17 protein-coding genes are annotated in these 19,757 nt (G+C 29.4%); 5 read left to right on the forward strand and 12 right to left on the reverse strand.

From position 1 onward, the window contains the following. Positions 1–29 precede the first annotated feature (29 nt). Genes G9F71_RS21745 through G9F71_RS21755 form a run of 3 tightly spaced genes read left to right on the forward strand, consistent with a single transcriptional unit; the run spans position 30 to position 1,638 of the window. Entirely contained in the window at positions 30–167 is a 138-nt protein-coding gene (locus G9F71_RS21745; protein ID WP_164943983.1) for a CD1871A family CXXC motif-containing protein, read from the forward strand. Beyond that, entirely contained in the window at positions 160–1,029 is an 870-nt protein-coding gene (locus tag G9F71_RS21750) for a 4Fe-4S binding protein (protein ID WP_164950749.1), read from the forward strand. Before G9F71_RS21745 ends, G9F71_RS21750 begins: the two co-directional genes overlap by 8 nt. Before the next feature lie 24 nt (positions 1,030–1,053). Continuing rightward, positions 1,054–1,638 carry a TlpA family protein disulfide reductase gene (locus G9F71_RS21755; protein WP_164950748.1) on the forward strand — a complete coding sequence of 195 codons (585 nt, stop codon included), beginning with the start codon at positions 1,054–1,056 and terminating at the stop codon, positions 1,636–1,638. 82 nt (positions 1,639–1,720) lie between these two features. Here G9F71_RS21755 and G9F71_RS21760 read toward each other — a convergent pair whose 3' ends face one another. The 4 genes from G9F71_RS21760 to G9F71_RS21775 all read right to left on the reverse strand — a co-directional run bounded on the left by G9F71_RS21760 (position 1,721) and on the right by G9F71_RS21775 (position 7,813). Continuing rightward, a complete protein-coding gene (locus G9F71_RS21760; RefSeq protein WP_164950747.1) occupies positions 1,721–2,767 on the reverse strand; it encodes an LCP family protein in 1,047 nt (348 codons plus the stop codon). A 134-nt stretch (positions 2,768–2,901) separates the two neighbouring features. Then, positions 2,902–4,320, reverse strand: coding sequence for a polysaccharide biosynthesis tyrosine autokinase (locus G9F71_RS21765; protein ID WP_164950746.1), 1,419 nt, complete (start codon positions 4,318–4,320; stop codon positions 2,902–2,904). A gap of 149 nt (positions 4,321–4,469) precedes the next feature. Then, positions 4,470–6,062 carry a hypothetical protein gene (locus G9F71_RS21770; protein WP_164950745.1) on the reverse strand — a complete coding sequence of 531 codons (1,593 nt, stop codon included), beginning with the start codon at positions 6,060–6,062 and terminating at the stop codon, positions 4,470–4,472. A 167-nt stretch (positions 6,063–6,229) separates the two neighbouring features. Continuing rightward, on the reverse strand, positions 6,230–7,813 hold the full coding sequence (locus G9F71_RS21775) for a glycosyl hydrolase family 28-related protein (protein ID WP_164950744.1): 1,584 nt from the start codon (positions 7,811–7,813) through the stop codon (positions 6,230–6,232). A 211-nt stretch (positions 7,814–8,024) separates the two neighbouring features. Here G9F71_RS21775 and G9F71_RS21780 point away from each other — a divergent pair, with 211 nt between their 5' ends. Next, complete coding sequence (locus tag G9F71_RS21780) at positions 8,025–10,259, forward strand: Ig-like domain-containing protein (protein WP_164950743.1); 2,235 nt, start codon at positions 8,025–8,027, stop codon at positions 10,257–10,259. A 162-nt stretch (positions 10,260–10,421) separates the two neighbouring features. After that, positions 10,422–11,486 (forward strand): acyltransferase family protein, encoded by a 1,065-nt coding sequence (locus G9F71_RS21785; RefSeq protein WP_164950742.1) that lies wholly within the window; start codon positions 10,422–10,424, stop codon positions 11,484–11,486. A gap of 29 nt (positions 11,487–11,515) precedes the next feature. Here G9F71_RS21785 and G9F71_RS21790 read toward each other — a convergent pair whose 3' ends face one another. The 8 genes from G9F71_RS21790 to pssD all read right to left on the reverse strand — a co-directional run bounded on the left by G9F71_RS21790 (position 11,516) and on the right by pssD (position 19,750). Continuing rightward, positions 11,516–13,060, reverse strand: coding sequence for a lipopolysaccharide biosynthesis protein (locus tag G9F71_RS21790; protein ID WP_164950741.1), 1,545 nt, complete (start codon positions 13,058–13,060; stop codon positions 11,516–11,518). Next, a complete protein-coding gene (locus tag G9F71_RS21795) occupies positions 13,053–14,243 on the reverse strand; it encodes a hypothetical protein (RefSeq protein WP_164950740.1) in 1,191 nt (396 codons plus the stop codon). Before G9F71_RS21795 ends, G9F71_RS21790 begins: the two co-directional genes overlap by 8 nt. Before the next feature lie 168 nt (positions 14,244–14,411). Beyond that, positions 14,412–15,560 (reverse strand): glycosyltransferase family 4 protein, encoded by a 1,149-nt coding sequence (locus G9F71_RS21800; protein ID WP_164950739.1) that lies wholly within the window; start codon positions 15,558–15,560, stop codon positions 14,412–14,414. Beyond that, positions 15,557–16,465 carry a glycosyltransferase family 2 protein gene (locus G9F71_RS21805; protein WP_164950738.1) on the reverse strand — a complete coding sequence of 303 codons (909 nt, stop codon included), beginning with the start codon at positions 16,463–16,465 and terminating at the stop codon, positions 15,557–15,559. The genes G9F71_RS21800 and G9F71_RS21805 overlap by 4 nt, the downstream gene beginning before the upstream one ends. A 66-nt stretch (positions 16,466–16,531) precedes the next feature. Then, positions 16,532–17,668 (reverse strand): glycosyltransferase, encoded by a 1,137-nt coding sequence (locus tag G9F71_RS21810; RefSeq protein WP_164950737.1) that lies wholly within the window; start codon positions 17,666–17,668, stop codon positions 16,532–16,534. A 41-nt stretch (positions 17,669–17,709) separates the two neighbouring features. After that, the gene (locus G9F71_RS21815) at positions 17,710–18,813 is read right to left on the reverse strand and encodes a glycosyltransferase (RefSeq protein WP_164950736.1); all 1,104 of its coding nucleotides are present in this window, start codon (positions 18,811–18,813) and stop codon (positions 17,710–17,712) included. Continuing rightward, positions 18,810–19,304 (reverse strand): glycosyltransferase, encoded by a 495-nt coding sequence (locus G9F71_RS21820; protein WP_164950735.1) that lies wholly within the window; start codon positions 19,302–19,304, stop codon positions 18,810–18,812. Before G9F71_RS21820 ends, G9F71_RS21815 begins: the two co-directional genes overlap by 4 nt. Further along, positions 19,301–19,750, reverse strand: coding sequence for a PssD/Cps14F family polysaccharide biosynthesis glycosyltransferase (gene pssD, locus G9F71_RS21825; RefSeq protein WP_164950734.1), 450 nt, complete (start codon positions 19,748–19,750; stop codon positions 19,301–19,303). The genes G9F71_RS21820 and pssD overlap by 4 nt, the downstream gene beginning before the upstream one ends. Between the last annotated feature and the right edge of the window lie 7 nt (positions 19,751–19,757).

A 19,757-nucleotide genomic window follows, 5' to 3' on the forward strand; every position in this document is an offset into this window, starting at 1 on the left:
GTTTTTCGATTCTATAAGGGGGTTATAGTGTGAATCTTAAAGTAAAACAATATGGAATTCTTATAGCCAGTATATGCTTGATTTTTTTAGGAGTAAACAGGGGGGAATATAGCACCATATTAAAGAAAGCAGTAAATATTTGCTTGGAGTGTATAGGAATTGGTTAAAGATTTTAGAAGACGTATAGTTCAAGTAGTATCAAGCATAGTCATAAATGGTAATTTAAAAGGTTTTAAAAATGGAACTATTTACAAAGGTAATTTTAAAAAAATATGTGTACCAGGATTAAACTGCTATTCTTGCCCTGGGGCTATGGGTTCTTGCCCAATAGGCTCTATGCAAGCTGTAATTGGTAGTATCCGGTACAATGTTTCCTATTATGTCTTGGGCTTCGCATCTTTACTTGGAATACTATTCGGTAGGCTAATTTGTGGGTGGGTATGTCCATTTGGCTTAATTCAAGAATTGCTACATAAAATACCTTTTCCTAAGATAAAGGTTAGTAGCAAAGTAAACAATCTTTTAAAGTATCTTAAATATGTAATACTTGCAGTATTTGTTATAATACTTCCGCTAGGAGCAGCTCTACTTAATGATTTAGGAAATAGTGACCCATATTTTTGTAAATTAATATGTCCAGCAGGTACATTGGAGGGTGGAATTCCTTTAGTATTATCAAATAAAGAATTAAGAGGAGCAATAGGATTTTTATTTGCGTGGAAGGTATCATTGCTTATAATAATTATATTTTTATCTATGAGTGTTTATAGAGTATTCTGCAGATATATTTGCCCATTGGGAGCATTTTATTCGTTGTTTAATCCTATTAGTTTTTATTCATTTAAGGTTAATAAAAGTAAATGTGTGTCCTGTAATAAATGTACAAAAGCATGTAAATTAGATATAAAGGTATATGAAAATCCAAATAGCAGAGAATGCATTCGATGTGGTGAATGTATAAAAACTTGCCCTAAAAATGCTATTTCAAGAGGGTTTATACAAAAGAAGTTAAAAGGTACATTCAAATAAATTTATAAGGAAAGGTAGAAAAAAATGACTAAAAAAGTATTATCATTAGCTTTAATTTCAACTGTTATTTTTAGCTTAATAATTTATTCTCAAATAAATAAAAATGTTAATTTACCTGAAAGCACTAAATCTGTAGTGGTTATTAAAAAGGAAGATCCAATAATGGCATTGAAAACTATTAGCTTCACATTGAAAGGTATAAATGGTACGAAATACAAAAGCAGCGATATTTTTAATGGTAATAAACTTACAATGATAAACTTTTGGGGAACTTTGTGTAATCCATGCATAAAGGAATTGCCAGAACTTCAGGAATTAAATGATGAAATGGAAAGCAAAAATTTCGGAATAATTGGTATTATAGGCGATGCTACAAGTGAGGAAAGCTTAGAGGATGCGGCCTCAACAATAGAAAAAAAAGGTATAAGCTATGCCAACCTTATACCAGATAAAAAAATAGAAGAAGATTTTATCTCTAAAATGACAGGTTATCCAGTATCCATATTTGTAGATAAAAACGGCAATATAGTTGGTGAAATAATTACTGGAGCTAGGAGCAAAGTTGAATATAAAAAGATTGCAGATAAAATATTATCTACAATAAAGTAAATCAGGTGAACTAAATGTTAATAATAGGCAAACTACCACTGAGGGAGTTTGTCTACTTTATTGAGGATATTCTTCTTTCTTTTTAAAACTGAGAGGCTTTAGGCACTGGTTTTATGTCTTCGTAAATAAAATTATGAAGTTGGTCTGCAGTAGCACCCATATCCGCAATCAAATACCACACCTCATCCATTATTTTTCCTTTGCAGTATCCATCTAATGGGAATCTCGCCTGCTCCAAGGTCGTTATATTAGATGTGAGCACCTTTGTACCAAGCTTTATTATATCCATACTCTTCATGCTTGTTTCAGTATAGGGTAGAATCTTAGAAACTACAGATGGAAATTCTGTTATTCCTAATGACTGAATTTTTGTTATCATAGCTGATAATACAATCCTTTGTCTTTCTGTTCTCCGAAAATCACCACCAACAGTATAACGTATTCGTGAATATGCAACAGCCTGAAGTCCGTTTAGAGTCTGTAGTCCTGATTTTGTAACTTCACATACTTCTCTTTTCTCAATATTAGCAACTTCAATCATATAACTGTTTAGCAATTCAATTTCATCTTGATTAACTTGTATAGTTACTCCACCAATAGTATCTATAATTTTTTCAAGTTTTAAAAAATCAACCATAACATAATCTCTAATATCTAAATTAAAATTTTCATTAATAGTTCTTATGGCAAGCTGTGCACCCCCATAAGCATATGCATGATTAATCTTTGTATTACCATGATTTTTTATTTCTACATAGGTATCTCTCATAATAGATGACATTTTTATTTTTTTATGCTTTTTATCTATAGAAAGTATCATTATAGAATCTGAACGACTTGGTTCATTCACACCTCTTCTATCTATACCGAAGAGTGCAATATTTATTATTTCGTTAACCTCTCCCTTTTGCATCGGTACTTCAAGTTTAACACTTGAATTTTTATCTATTTTCAAGGGTGCCTCAATCATAATACCTAAATCCCCATCGCTCTTTGATATTACTGTAGTATTTATTTTACTAAATTTATAATAAGTGTAACTAAAGCTTACTCCAACAACTAGTATAATAATAATAAATGCACATAAAACAATTTTAATCCATAGTTTACTTTTATCTCTATCTTTCATTATGAGCAGTATAATCAGTGCTAAAATTAATTAATTTCCTTTCTATATCATATCCCATCTTCATCCCCCCTTTTTAGTTTATGTCCTGTTTTCTTTCCCTATGTTATATTTAACTACAGGTTTTGATTTTATTACTAAATATTTATAGGATTAGGCTTCTCATTATTATTTCGTTTTTTTCTTCCACTCTTATTTCTTAATTTACTGCTCTTTTCTTTACCATAAGAATAGTAATCATATCCATAGCCTATAAATGACCTTCTATCTACTTTATTTAATACAATTCCAATTATTGTAGCGTTGATATTTAATAATAGTTGTTTTGATTTTTTGCAGTTTTCTATTGTTGATTCCTCTGAACCTATTACTAATATTACTCCGATTTTCTCAGTAGCCAAGGTAAGAGCATCAGCAAATGCAATTATTGGGGGAGTATCTAATATTACATAATCATACTTTTTTTCCATGTCCTTAATAAAGTCCTTCATTTTCTGAGATGATAATAACTCTGATGGATTATAATTAGCTTTTCCAGCAGTTAACACATCAAATTTATCGTCAATTCCTATTGAAATTTCCTCAACTTTTCTTTCTTGTAAAACTATATCCACCAAACCTCTTGCATTGTTAGTAATATTAAAGTGTCTATGTATACAAGGTTTCCTAAGATCACAATCAATAAGTAAAATACTTTTCCCGGTCTGTGCTATGGTAGACGCAATGTTTGTGGAAACTGAAGTTTTACCATCTTTAGGCCCTGGGCTACAAACCATTAAGGTCTTTATACCTCTGTTTTCCATGGAAAACAACAAATTCGTTCGCATGGATTTAAATGCTTCTGTAACTGGAGATTTGGGCTCTTTTTCTACAATAAGATTCACCATTTTATTTTGTCTAGGAATTATTCCCACCATAGGTAGATTTAAATATCGTTGTACATCCTCTTCACTTTTAATTGTGTTATTTAAGTAATTAATTAATAAAACTAACCCTAATGACAATATTAGCCCTATTATAAATCCTATAGAAATGTTAAACTTTTTTTTAGGTGTAATAGGTAATTCAGGAATTAGAGCCTTGTCCATTATTTTTGCAATTCCTGAGGGTAAAAGATTTTGGGATTCTTCAATAAATGCCTGTGATAACGCATTAGCTCCTTCCGCCGCTATTTCCGGATTTTTGCTTTTATAAGATATTTCTATTATTTGTGTACCTATTTTAGGCGTAATGCTCAAATCCAACATAAACTCTTTAACAACTATCCCTGATTTTAGATTTTTAATGGCATTTTCAGCTACTACCCTTGATCTCCCAATTTCACTGTAGGTTTTTATTAAATCCTGATACATCATTACTTCACTTTGCGTAATTTTATCCGTACTATCCTTTCCAACAATGACAGTAGCTTTAGCCTCATATACAGGCTTTAGCACATAAAAACTTAATAACCCAGCTATAAGCGTTGGACAAATTATTATAAATAATATAACAACAATCTTCTTCCTAATTATATTTAAATAATCATTAAATTCTATGCCATTTTCTTCTCTCATGGCGCTCCTCCATTTTGTTATTATTTTCCATATATGTATTGTATTATTACAGGTCTGTTTTGTCAAGTCTACTTTTGATAAATGCCTTCTCCATTATAGAAACGAGACTCCTTTATAAAAAAATTTAAGGTATGCATCCTATATTAGCTCTATCTCCTGGGTATAATTTTACTTACAACCACAGCAATTAAAAGGATTGATAGAACAATAATACAACTCAAAACAAATTTAAATGTATCGTTTATATTATTAAGCACCGATAACCCCTTGTGAGAATCATTAATGCTACTATATATCACCACTGCCTTAGGTGGTATTGTATCAGTAAAGTTGTTCAGAACTTTATTAAATACCTTATCATGACTTATAATTTTTGATTTTACATTTGTCTGCATTAATGTAGGATCATATAAATAACGGTATAACTTTTTATTAATATCAATAGATAAATTCACGCTTATATCCTTCTCTAAATTACTACCATTTACAATAAGGAAACTCCAATTTTCATCTAGTTGCTTGCTAGCAGAAATATACACATCACTACTACACGTTGTTTCATAAACCTTAGTACCAGTCCCCCCCATTAATTTACTTATCATACTAAACGCATAGAAACTTGGCCTAGGTTCCATGCTCTCGGGCAGCCAATAAGTAGTTCCCCATTCATGTATCCCATTATAAAAGGAATCCTTATTACTGATTTTATCAAGTGGATATGGATACCCTTGGTCAAATAATAGCCATAACATTGATGTAGCACATCCCGCATTCATAAATCCAGCTACTGCCTGAGCAATATAATTTCCATAGAGTGGTGAGGATCTTAAATTTTTATCTGTTTCCCCGTATTCATCAAACCACATTGGTTTATTTATAAGTTTAGCATAATCAACCATTTTCTTAGCTTCATCATACCAAGCATTATAATCATGTAAATCATAGTTATGACCACTTAAAATATCTATTTCATTACTACAACCCAGAAGTGCCTCTTCAAAGTGTTCACCTCCATTACCATTATTAGGCCCAACTATTTTCACAAGATTTCTTCTATTATCCTCCACCAATTTTATATGTACTTCCTTAATAATATTCCTGTGCCAGTCCCATAGAGATAAAAATCCGGAAGGTTTTTCTGTATCCAAATAGCCCTGAGACCCCTCAGTTAAGAGAATAACATATTTTATATTAGTAAAACCCCTAACATTTACTAATTGATTTATGGATTCACTTAACCACTCAGAAAATCTAGGCAAGTATACTTTCCACTGATAGCTTTGCCCTCCCCACCAAACATCAGCATTAGTACCACTAGACCACCAAGGATTAATTGCAATATCTACATTTCGATCTTTCATTTTTTGGCACCAAGAATAAAATGCCTTCATCTTAACTGAATTCCAATCAAAATTGTTCATTAGGTCATCTCCACAAGCAAAATCAGGTCTGTACCAAGTCCTTGCTATATGTAAATTCATATTTTCTACTCTATTAAATTCTATTTTTCTATAATTGTCATTCATCCCTTTGCTCTCTTCCTCTGGCATATATGCAAATCCATGATAAACTGCATTTACACCAAGAAATTTTTCCTGTATAACCTTATTGTTATTAACTGATATTACTGAGGTTGCTTGTACTTGGAGCGGTAATAACAGCAACCACATAATTGTAAAAATTAATATTATAATACCTGATTCACCTAATTTCGACTTACCCTTAAATACTTTAAATTCCACTTTTATAATACACTCACCCCCTTTCTGTTTATCTTTTTTATATCAAATAAACCAACCTCCTATAATTTTATTCTTTAAATCCCTTTATTATTACCAAAGTAAATAACGTATAGAAAGAGAGACTACGCCCTCTATCTATTCTTCTATTGTAATTTAATTATAAATTTCTAAGTTTGAATCAACCCAAATCCTTTCCAAACCCCTGGAGTACCTGTTGTAATACACACCCATCCAATATAACCATTAGCTTTAGGGTTGCTATTATAGACTAAAGCTCCTTTTGTCCAAGTACCTGTTGTTGGAATTGCAGCTTTAGTAATAATCATTACACCTCCAATACTTACAGGAGTATTTATATTTGTAGCATTAACTATTGAGTTATCTTTTAGTAATAATCCGCCCAAAACAGCACCACCGCTTATAGGAAGATTTATTGGAGAGTCTTGCCATGATTCAGTATCAGGGTCATATCTATCAATTCGGAAGCTTTTATCTAAGCCATTTTGTCCATACACCCAATTTTTCGAATTATCCCTATGAATTTCTATCATAGCATCCTCCGTTCCTTCTAATCGTTGTGCTATGATACCATCTATTCTTAGATATTCTATTGGGATTCCATTAATAATTTTTAAGTTTTCATATACTCCTTCATCATGATCATCTTTAACATCAATCTGTTGTTTAGAACAAGTTATATTAATTATGCAGTCAGTACAGTAATTCAAATGCACACCAATATTTTGTGTTTTATATTTACCACTATCATCTTGCCTAAAGTCTGTACACATACAACTATTTAATACTACATTTGAACAAACATTTATATCAAAACCATTTTTAGTAAGATCTGATGTGGTTTGTTGATTTAACGAAGTTATCCCATTAGAATCTGCTACGCATCCTTGTAATGTCATATCCCTACAAACCTCCAAATACCAACCATGGCCATAACTTTCCTGTGCCTGACAATCAGTAAAAGTATTCCTTTGGCCATTATATATAAGCCATCCTGCTGAATCCTGAGATGAACGGTTTATTGTATTACATTGAAATGTTTTACAACTGAGCCATCGGTTCGCACTTCCATTTTCATAAAATCCTGCTAATCCATTTCTCCAACTTGTTATACAAACCATATTATTGTCTGACCCATCATGATAAAACCCAAACCCTCCACAGTAATCTATAGTAACATTTATATATCTTCCCTCTCTGTGTTGCCCTCCATATACTCTAAATCCATCTTCTGGAGCCTCTGTAATATGAATGTTTTTGAGAAATAAATGGCTGTCATCACCATAAAGTGCCCTAGCAAAATAAACTGCATGTCCTTTTGTGTTATTCGTTTTATTCCCATCAATCTTTAGCGATTCTAATCCACACCAACCCGTATATTCATCAAATACTTTTATAAAGTTATCATTAGTGTCGTTTTTCATTACAATCACAGAAGATTCTCCATCACCCAAAAGTCTAATTTTTTCTTTAAGAATTATAGATGATGCAATATAGGTATTAGAATGAAAATACACTGTACCTCCGCCATTCATAAACGCACTATTAATTGCATTTTCTATTGATAAAGTGTCATCTGTAATACCATCACCTTTTGCTCCATAGTCTCTTACATCATACCTTGATTTTTTCTCCTTATCTGCGAGAAGCAAATTAATTTTAGAGCTTGAATACACTGTAGTTGTAGACGGTGTATCATCCGTAGCCTCTAGTAAATTTAATTTATTATCCATTTTATCCTCTCCTAAGATTATGCATATACCAGACTAATCTTTATTTTTAACAAATAATATTTTTCTTTAGATTTATAATCATTATATTAAAGTTAATACTTCATGTGATTTTTATCTTGATATAATACAAAGTATTTATTTCTTTAATTGTAAATTTATTTCATAAATGATAAAATAATCAATAATAACAATGTTAAAAAGGGGGTTAACAATGAAAAAGTTTTTGCAATTTGTATTTATAGTTATTCTTTTAATTATTGGTTTATCTAGTACTATTATTGCTACTTCAACAATAGTTGAAGCTAGAACCTCTCCACCAAGATTATTTATAGACACTCCAACAGATGGAGTAACTATAACCGCTTCTGAAACTCCACTTTCCATTGATGGCTGGGCACTTGATCCTTCTGGAATTAAAAGTGTACAAGTATGCATTGATAATATATACAAGGGAGATGCCATTTTAGGAATAGAAAGGCCAGATGTAAATACTGCTTTCCCTGGCTATATTGGTGGTGCAACAAGCGGGTTTAGTTATGCTCTTAATATATCATCATTATCAAAAGGCAATCACACTATAACTGTAAATAGTACTGGGATTAACGGCGCGATATTGTCACAATATATTATAATAACTGTGAATTTACCCTCAAGAGCATTCATAGAGACTCCACAAGATGGTTTAACTATAACAACTTCTGAGATTCCACTTTCCATTAACGGTTGGGCTCTCGCTCCTTCTGGAATTAAAAATGTACAAGTCTATGTTGATAATATATACAATGGAGATGCAATTTTAGGAATACCAAGACCAGATGTAAATATTGCTTTCCCCGGCTATATTGGTGGTGCAACAAGCGGTTTTAGTTACGCTCTTGATATATCATCATTGTCAAAAGGCAATCACACTATAACTGTAAATAGTACTGGGATTAACGGAGAGTTGTATCCCCAAAATATTATAATTACTTGCGATGGTCCTAGTGATCCCTCGGTAGTATCAATCTTCAATTCACCCACTTCGGACAAAACCGTAATTTTCGATTCTTCACATTATGAAGAAATATTTTTGAAAGTGACAAAATCTTATGATACGCTTATATACGTGTACGGTGAAATTTCCCCTGGGGTTTATACCACTGCTCCATTGCAATTGATCAATTTAAATACAGGTAATTCATTAAATTTTATATCAACTTCTGGAACTTACTCTATTAAAACTAAGCAGTTTCATAATGTTAAATTTATGAATATAAATGCTTGGAATGGAAAAAGTAATTTAACTGCATCTGTATATGTTCAGAACCCTTCACAAGAAAACCCCTCACAAATTATAGGGGATTATAATAATAAAGCCCCTACTCCAAAAGTTCTAAACACCATTACTTCAGTAGGCACATTGCTAGCAGTTAAAGGTAGCAAGTCCTATTGCGCGGTTGGTAATATAATATACCGTTCTGATAATTGGGGTGCTGACCAGGTTTCCACAAATGTAGGCACAGTTATAGGCGCAACTTCTCTTTATAAAATGTTGATACTTGATAATGGTAATGTTTTAGTATGGGATAAAAACGGCAAAATATTCTTATCAACAAATAACTTTGCTTCCTTTAAAAAAGTATTTGATATGCTAAACTCCCCAACACATGATTTATTTGGAGCGAAAACTTATAAGAACTATGTAATGTTTACTCAATATAGCAACACAATAGGAGCTGCTTCAAAGGCATATATTAGCGAAGACTATGGTGTAACAATAAAAGAATGTTTTGATATTTACAAACAAAAAGGTTTTATTGAAGATGGCAATACAAAATTTCATACTCACGATTGTGCTATAGACCCCTACGAATTAAATTCAGCTGGAAAGCCAATGTTATGGACGTGTATAGGTGATGGCATTGGTGCTCAAATGATATTTTTCAGCAAAGATATGGGAGTAACTTGGACTAAATCATCACCTATTGGATATGGTCCTACGCAAACAACACAAATTATTCCTTTAAAAAACTGTGTATTATTCCTATCAGACTCAAGGCTAGTTTCCGTATTAAGATATGATAGACCAACTACAGGAACCAAATCAAAACAAAATTTAAACTTTGAAACCGCCTTTTTATTCCAGGTGGGATGGGGTAAAAATACAAACACAGAAGTTCCCATCGGCTGCACTTCAGCTATAGATTTTGAAAATTCAAAGGCATATTTTGGATTTTCAATAGTTGGTAATGCTTTTACAGGTAATATAACTGATGACACTTTATTAAAAGGTCAAGTTTATGCTACAGACGGTTATAAATTTTATGAGATATATAAAAATGCCTCCTTGGTAAATGGTTCGGGAGTAACTGCAGTATACGGAATAGATTCAGATAATGATAAAAGTATAGTTGCGAGGATTGGTGAATTTAATTCAGTTCGTTTAAGTTCAAAAATGTGGGATTAATTTAAAAGAGCTTCGATTATTTTTTGCTTTATAAAACTTATCTATCATATGTAAATATTTAACTAAATACGTTGTATAACCTTTCTTATTTACATAATATATTATGATTGTAAATATTTCAGCTTAAAATTTAGTGAATTATAATTAAAGGAGGTAGTCCCATTGGAATATTCCAGAGAGGAATGGATTATTCGTACAAAAGCGTTTGCAATACTTTTAGTTGTTATTGGCCATATGTTTAGAGGTTTTATTTCAGCTAATATATGTAACTATTCAAGTTTTAAATATATAGACTTTATTGTGGATAGCTTTGCTATGCCCTTATTTTTTATTTTAAGTGGGTATCTATATGCCAAAACCAAGCAAATCGATTCTTTCAGCAAATATAAAAAAATATCCTTCAATAACATCTTAAACCTAGGAATACCATATTTTGTATTTACACTAGTACAATCTACGATTAATATTATCTTAAGTTCAAAAACTAATGGTACTGTGAGTATAATAAATTTGCTAAGAATACCAATTGTCCCATTATTTCAATTTTGGTTTTTGTATACATTATTAATTATATTTTTAATAATTCCTTTGTTAGAAATATTGCTGAAAAATAAATATATTATATTAGCAATACTAATTATATTAAAATTTGCATCACCATATCTAGTAACAAATATTTTTTTAGTAGATAGTTTTTGTGATTATGCATTCTATTTTTATATAGGAAAAATATTATATTTAAAAAATAAAGCCCTTGTAACAAACAATTTGGCTTTAGCATTATTTTCTCTTATATATATTTTTTTAAATATATTATCTTATACTAAATTCGTTTATATCCATAATAGGTTTATAAGCAGTATTTTAGAAATAGCATTATCACTAACAGGGTCTTTATTTGCAATTTTTGTTACAAGTCTTTTATCTACAATAAATAATTTTATTAGAAATATATTCAATATAATTGGAAAATATTCTTTTCATATTTATTTGCTACATGTAATACCAATGGCAGGTATTCGTATAATTTTATCAAAAATTTTCAAAATAGATAATTTTGCATTGCATACAGCTTTAGGCTTAATTCTAGGTGTTTCCATTCCTATCATTGCTGGATATATCGCATATAAGATAAATATATTAAATTTCTTTTTCTATCCAACAAAATATATTTATAAGACTAAAGAAAACTTAATAAAAACTATGCCTAATATAAACTCACAGTAGTTAATGGTTTTAAGAATTATAAAGTCACTTCACTTATGCATCATCCCATTAACTACTCCCTGTAAATGTTTAAATTCATTAGTTCTTAAAAATATACTTGCAAATATTACATTAGGAATAATCAAACAAAATAACCCTCTGCCAACTATACTTAAAATCGTATATTTAGTAAACAAAGAACAAGCTAATATTGTTATTATTGCTGCACTAATTGTAATTAATGTATAGATTGTATATTTTATAAAGTATGGTCTAATTGGCTTTTGAAACCCACTTTTATATAGTACATATGGTTCTACCCAAAAGGATGTTGTCATTGTACTTATAAATGTCCCTAAAAATACCCCCGCAACACCAAATTTTTTAAGCAATATAATAGAGGCTGCCATATTTATTAGTGCCTCAAACCAGGGTTTAAACCTATAATTCCAAAACAATCCTAAAGTAATGTTATACATTAAAACCGTTTGTCTCATCCCCATCACAAAAAAATTCAGTACAATCATAATTACAATATAATCATCCATTATATACTTATAGCCTATCCACATTTTGATAAAGGGATTAAATAACGCCAACAATGCTATACTACAAAACCCATATAACCAAAAATTCATAAAAAATAATATATTGAATACCTCATGAGATTTTTCATTACTTTCTATAGCATTTAGATTACCAATACTGGCGGTTAAAGCTGTAAATACCTGTCCTAATACCCCGTTAATCATAGCAATAATCATAACATAATTAGAATATAACCCTACCCAATATACTCCGATAAAAGTAGATATTAAAATGTTATCTGTACTACTAACTACTACACCACCAATCTTATGAGACATCATTGCACCTGTGTTTTTAAATATACTTTTTTTAATCTCCTTATCTAAATATTTTTTTTCGCCTGTTTTTAAATAAGGATATATTTTATCAGCTTTTTTAGAAATTGAAAAATTCATTAAAAAACTAAATATAACCTGAAGTCCTAAATACAACAAGTATTTTCTTGTAACTAGGAGCAGGATGATTTGAATAATATTTTGAACAAAATTGAAGCAAACTTGATTTATGATATTAATATAATTTTTTTGATCTGCCATTATAAGTGAACTTTTATAAGCGAAAAAATATGTGATAACAGAATTGGCTAAAAACAATAAGTATATTATATTTAAATTTGGTATATTAGGTTTATCCTTAATTAAATAATTTAAAAAGGGAAGCAATAGAAGCCCTATTATTGCAACGGTACACCCAATAATACGATAAGCAGTTGCATACAAGCCCATTATAGCCTTGATCTTAACTTCATCTTTTTCTGCCAAAGGCTTGTACATACTATATATTATTGCACTACCTACGCCTAGTTCCGCTAAGGATAACATAGAAAGTATATTACCAAACAATCCGTTTATCCCCAAATAATTAGCACCTAATATATAAATAAATACGGTACGATTTACAAAACTAAGTATAGTTCCAATCAACTGCCCAACTAAACCATAAGCAGTATTTCTTATAGTGTTTTGTGTCCTCATTTTTTCAATCCTTTCAACATTTAAATTATTCAATATCTAATAAACTATTATACTTATCTAAATTCTCATGCTTATCTTCAATCTTTTCAGTATATTTAAAATTAAAAATGCTTAGAATTATCGCTAACATAAATATCATCTCAAATGTACTAAATACCTGAGTATATATTGACATGACTGTATAATTAATAACCATTATTAAATAAATAAGAAATCTAACTAGTTTTATTTTATTAGAGAAATAAAGGAGTCTAATAGAATAATAAGAGTACAAGAGTATAATGGATAATAAATAAATAAGTCCTCCTTGATAAGTTATAATTGATATTTCATTCATACCAAAATGTAGTGGTAACATAATGTCTCCATAGGTTGCACTTCCTATACCAGAACCCAATTTATACCCATTCCCATAGTCCAAAGCGTATTTAAACAAAATTACTCTTTCCTCATCTTCTTGCCCCCCACTTTTTCCAGAATACTGCTCATATTTTTCTTTAATCCTTGAATTATAAAATTCATTAACTTGCTCATTATTGTTGTATATATATACACCACATATGGTAACCAATATTATTATGCTGATAAATTTTACAAAACCTCTAATGTTAATTTTCAAGAACTCCTTTATAAAAAATTGCAATATAATTATAGGAAAAAAATAATAAAAAGCTGTATTATCACAATACGAAGATATTATTACCATAAAGATTATTTCAGATATTGTCATCCAGAGTATAAATTTTTTTTTGTATTTTTGATAAATATATATATTTATTAGAGTTAATGCTACCCAGTAGAATGTCATTCTGTGTGTTCCATTTACGCCTATTAATCCAGTTATTTGATCAAAATACAACGGGTTACCATCTGTAAATCTCATCATGAAGCCTGTGTTACTTATTTGTTTTATAATAATTGGAACATTAATGAAAAAATATAAATTAAGCACTACTGACAAATATTTTATTATTAACCTTTCTAAGGCTTCTCTCTTATTCTTAATAATAAACCCGAAAAAAATAATAATAAATATATTTGAAAATACATTAAATACATTCTTTAACAAGTGAGCAGATATGCCATTTTCACTTATATTAAAGTAAATAACCGTAATATTTACTAAAACAAATATAACTCCTATGATCCTCACCTTAGAATTATGCCTTTTCTTAGAATCTACAACAACAATTATAAAATATATAATATAAACCATAAAAATATATTGATAAAAATTTTTATTCCATAGCCAAGTAAATAGGAACATTTGAAAAAAACTATAGATTATAAATAAAAGCTCAAATAAATTGAGTTTTAATTTTTTTCTAACTAATATATCTTGATACATTGTATTCCCCACTCCCTTAACCTGAAATATATTTTCCTATGATTTTAAAATTTGATTATATAGTTTATATATTTCTTCTGCATTCCTTTTTGATGTAAATCTTTCAATAGCATAGGAATGACCATTAACACCCATTCTTTCAATTTCATCTGGATTATCAATAAAATATTTGATTTTTTCTGATAACCCAATATAATCACCTGTTTCATATAATAGTCCATTAAAATTATTTATTATAAGCTCCCCAGTAGCTGTATTATTAGCGCCTATTGCTGGGTTTTCGTTAAACATAGCCTCTATAGTAACTCTTCCAAAACCCTCGCTACCTGAACATACTACTTCAAGGCAAATACCTACTCTCAGAGCATCTATGTCCACTCTAAAACCCATTAATATTACATTTCCTTCAATATTATTTTCTTTAATAACTTCTCTTATCTCTTGAATATAATCTTCATTACCATTTCCAACAATAAAAAGCATAATTTCATCATAACCTTTTTTTATCAAATTATTCACAGCTAGAACAGCATCTTTTGTTCTTTTATGAGGAGCTACCTCACCAACAATCATAATATTAAAAGGCTTTAATGTTTTTATGTTTTCTGATTTCTTTTTTAAATTTCTAATAGAAACTCCGTCATATATTAGGGTAAGTTTATCTTTACTAAAGTTCTTAAGATTTTCATCATATAAAGCTTTAGATATAACTATTATTTTTTCTGAGTACTTGTATATGAAACTTAAACATTTCTTTTTTGATAAAAAGTATTTAAAATTCAACCCTCTTTCAGCAAACTCTCTTACATGAAATATATGAGGTATTCCAGTATACTTACTTAGCAACAATCCAAAGTTAACCACACTTGTATTTGTATGAATTAAATCTATTTTATTTCTCTTAATTATTCTAGAAATTTTTCTTGCATTAATAATGTTAATAATATTTTCATATAAAAATTTCACTTTACTTCTTATTTTGATTTTCTTGTTTAACCAAAAATAATAGGTAACGATAATTAACTTAACCTCTCTTTTACTTATCTCTTCATAAAAAGCTCCTTCTTTAGCTATAACTGTTACAAAGACCTTATTACCTTTTAATATCATTTCATCAATTAATTCTAATAATGCAATTGTCGCGCCACCTAATTCCATTTCATGAGATATATATAATATATTCAATTACATATGCTCCTCTTCTGGTTTCTTTTCTTTAAAAAATTATAATTTTTTATAGCTTTAACTATATTCTTATAATTATATCTTCCAATAAATATACAATGTAGCATATATATATTTGTATAAAGGGTAGCTATAGCCTTGTATCTATTTCCAAAATTTCTTTTTATGAATAAATACCTATTTCTGCACATATAAAATTGATAAGTTTCTGATAAGACTACCGTTGAGGCACTTACCTTGTGATAAATTAATGACTTAGGACAATACAATATTTTGTAGCCTGCTTTACTTACCTTCATACAATAATCAGTATCCTCATAATATAAAAAATATTCTTCTGATAAGTATCCTACTTTTTCTATTACCTCTTTATCAATTAGCATCATACACCCTGTGGCAAAATCTACATTTTTTTTCCTATCATATTGACCATTATCAGTTTCTCCACATCCAATTTGAAAAGATTCCCCTTTAAAATAATTAATGCCGCCACCAGCATACCATATCCTCCTAATTCCATGGTTGTAATAAATTTTACCAATTGATATACCTGGTTTCTCCTCTACATTAAGGGTTTCATCTATTAAATTAGTTAAAAATTCAACTTCCACCAAAGTATCATTATTTAAGAGCAATACATATTGTGCACCTTCTTGAATAGCGTACTTAATTCCAATATTATTGCCCCCTGCAAACCCTTTATTACTATTTGTTTGAATTATTTTATACTTTTTAAATTCCCCTTTTAATATTTTTTCCGATCCATCCTTTGAATTATTATCAACTATAACTATTCTATAATTTTTATAATTTATTTTTTCTATACTTCTTACGCATTCTATTGTGTCTTTATATCCATTATAATTTAAAAGTATTATATAAATTAATGGTTCAAAATTATTCATTCCGCCTTACCTCTCCATGAATTTACAATGGTAAACTTCCATATTATTTTTTCTATTAACTCTATACTACTTTAGTAGCTCCACTAGCTTATTAATATATAACTTGTCTATAAAGTTTTCAAGGTATAACTTTCTAGCTACATCATTATAATTATGATCTTTATTATTCTCAATATAATTTTTTATTGCTTTAATGTAATCTATGGGATTGTTACATAAAAAACCTGAACCACTATATTTATCTATATCGTAGCCTTCAAAAGCCTCTTTGGTGCCAAAAACCGTCTTTCCAAACATAAAAGCCTCAGCAACTTTTACCTTCATCCCCGCACCATCAAATAATGGAGCAATAACAAAATCACATTTATAATAATAACTGTCAATATCCACAACCGTACCTTCCACTTTAACTTTACTAGACATACCTTCAAACTTTTCTTTATGTTTCTCCATATTTTTACCTATTACTATAAGTTCTAAATCCAATTGCGATAACACCTTACTAATAAACCAGTTCATTGCATTAACGTTAGGAAAGTAATCCCCTACCCCTACAAATAAAGCTGTAGGTACCTTTTTATTATTATTATTATTTTTATTAGCTATCTCCACATTAAACCTGTCCTTCATAGTAACAGGTAAATTTAAGTCGCTTTGTTTGTTGTAGATTTTATTTAACTGCGCTGCATCTCTTTCATTTATGGTTATAATTTTATCGGAATATATTGAACTCAATCTTTCATTATATATAGTTGCTATATACTTAGGATAATATATGAATCCTGAATTCTTTAAATCCTGCTTTGCTAATTGATATTTTATATCATGATAAAAAATTACTACTTTTATATTGATAAATTCTTTTTTGATTTTTTTTGCCAGTTTCCCATACATTGAATTATCTATATATATAACGTCATAAGAATGCTGTCTAATTGTTTTTTTAATATCTGAAACTATATTTCCATTCAATACAGGATAATATAAATTCAAACAATTAATCAATGAACATAGCTTATTAGAAGGTGAATTATAAGTTTTTATGGCACCTTTAAATTGTTCTGACTGTTTATTACCTATAACAACCAAGTCAACATTTTGATCTCCTACAGCGCTTTTAACTAAGTTATAGTTTCTTGTACTCACGCTGGCAATACCTGTATTAGTCAAAGACATACCATCACTAATAAATAATACTTTCATATTTTCTCCTTTGCTGCCCATATCTACAGGAAAGGCTACAACTAATTATTAAGAATTTCCTCGTAATAATTTTTATACTTTCCCATAACATTTTCTAATTTAAATTTTTCACAATAAGTGTTATATGCATTTTCACCTAAATTATTAAGTTCTAAAGAGTTGGAATACAAATGATAAATTGCATCAGCTAATTGCTTTGAATTTCTAGGTTCAACTAATAATCCATCAACATTATTTGTTATAACTTCATTAGTACCCTCTATATTGGTAGCTACTATTGTTTTATTTTGAGAAAATACCTCCATGGGAAGCAATGGTAGTCCCTCCCTCAATGACGGTAATATAACTAAATCTAATTGATTAATTATATTTAATACATCTTTTCTAAACCCAAGAATAATAAACATATTTCTTAAATTGTGCTTTTCAATACTATTAATAATCTCTTCCTTCAAATCTCCTTCACCGACTATAACGTATTTAACTTTTGCATCTGTTTTTAACAAGTGTAGTGCTGCTTCAATATAATATTTAATTCCCTTTTCCTCAGCTAATCTACAAATAGTCCCTACTAAAAAATATCCTTCAGCCTTGCATTCCTTTAGCTCTCGAATTTCTCTGTACTCAAAGCTTTCATTAGTAACTCCGTTATATATAACTATTATTGCCTTAGCCTTTACATTAAAATAGTTTAATAAATTATTTTCAACTCCATTGCTAACAGCAATAATATTTGTATTCCTAAGTACATATTTTGTTAACCCTTTCTTATTTTCTTGTACTACATGCGCAGTATGAATAACTTTAACTCCAGTTAAAATTGATAATATTTTGGCATAAAAGGTGCCCATTCTATGTTGACTATGAACTAAAGTAATTTTTTCAACTTTTATTATTTTATATAGCTGAAATATAATTTTAATCACATTAGCCAGTGATTTATTCTCAAAGTCTCCAATTTTATAATGTTTCACATCTAATTCTTTTAAATCTTTTTCATAATTTCCACCTAAAGAGCAAACTACCACCTTCTTAAATTCATTTTTAAAATAATATGATAATTGCATTACAACCTTTTCTACACCACCATATGCCATTTCTCTTGTTAAATATAAAATACTACTATTTAATATTACCTTTTTCAAATCAATAACTCATCTGCAATTATTTTAAATCGGCTTACAAAGTTACTGGTGCAACTAACTTCATCTACCTCGTTATTTGCTACTATTTCACTGTAATTCACTATAATATCTTCTAAACATTCTATGTCGAAAACTGTTAAAACTCTATTTTCAGCCTTCATTCTTTTGCTGAAATACACTTGATGATCATCTACATGTTCATTAAATTTCTTTTGCCTTGGCACTACTATAGGTATTTTATTATACTGCAAAGCTAGTAGCATGCTACCCGGGCCTCCATGAGTTATTATTATCCTAGCTTCCTTCGCTAGCTTATTCATCCTCTCAAACCCAATAACCCTATCATAGCTACAATATTTAGGTAAATATTTAGTATATCCTATCTGGATTTTTACATCTTCCAAAATAATTTTTTCACCTTTAAGTCTGTCTATTTCTTTAATTAACCTATCAAAAGAATCTTCATGGGTTCCTACTGTAACAAATATCATATAATCCCTCCTATGTTTATCCCACTAGAGTAAAACTTCTTTTGTTCTTCCCATTGCAGTATAAACTTGTCAGTTATAGGATAGACTAATTTACCTGTAATTGTTGGCAAATCAATTCTATCGTATACTTCTATATATATAAGCTTTACGCCTAATAATTTCCCTATATAGAAAAAAGGTACAGCTACTGCAGCTCCAGTGGAAATTATTAAATCTGGTTTTTCCTTCTTTAATACCTTTATAGCTAAATAAGTGTTACGTATAAGATTTAGTATATTTCTATTGGTTGGAAAAAAGCAAAAATATTTTTTCTCCTGTTTAAGTAATGACGCTGAGTCCTCTTTATCAAATGTTACCCAAAACCTATCATGCTTTATCCAATACTCTTTAAGTAACCATAAATGTGTCAAATGACCTCCACTTGAACCAACTAAACAGATCTTCATATTATCT

Source organism: Clostridium sp. FP2 (genome assembly GCF_011065955.2).
GTDB classification, from domain to species: domain Bacteria; phylum Bacillota; class Clostridia; order Clostridiales; family Clostridiaceae; genus Clostridium_AD; species Clostridium_AD tagluense.

Bases quoted from the DNA above. Each gene is read 5' to 3' on its own strand.
- G9F71_RS21775 (WP_164950744.1), bottom strand. From the start codon at position 7,813: ATGGATAATAAATTAAATTTACTAGAGGCTACGGATGATACACCGTCT.
- G9F71_RS21795 (WP_164950740.1), bottom strand. From the start codon at position 14,243: ATGGTTTATATTATATATTTTATAATTGTTGTTGTAGATTCTAAGAAA.
- G9F71_RS21810 (WP_164950737.1), bottom strand. From the start codon at position 17,668: ATGAAAGTATTATTTATTAGTGATGGTATGTCTTTGACTAATACAGGT.
- G9F71_RS21805 (WP_164950738.1), bottom strand. From the start codon at position 16,465: ATGAATAATTTTGAACCATTAATTTATATAATACTTTTAAATTATAAT.
- G9F71_RS21820 (WP_164950735.1), bottom strand. From the start codon at position 19,304: ATGATATTTGTTACAGTAGGAACCCATGAAGATTCTTTTGATAGGTTA.
- pssD (WP_164950734.1), bottom strand. From the start codon at position 19,750: ATGAAGATCTGTTTAGTTGGTTCAAGTGGAGGTCATTTGACACATTTA.
- G9F71_RS21755 (WP_164950748.1), top strand. From the start codon at position 1,054: ATGACTAAAAAAGTATTATCATTAGCTTTAATTTCAACTGTTATTTTT.
- G9F71_RS21765 (WP_164950746.1), bottom strand. From the start codon at position 4,320: ATGAGAGAAGAAAATGGCATAGAATTTAATGATTATTTAAATATAATT.
- G9F71_RS21780 (WP_164950743.1), top strand. From the start codon at position 8,025: ATGAAAAAGTTTTTGCAATTTGTATTTATAGTTATTCTTTTAATTATT.
- G9F71_RS21760 (WP_164950747.1), bottom strand. From the start codon at position 2,767: ATGAAAGATAGAGATAAAAGTAAACTATGGATTAAAATTGTTTTATGT.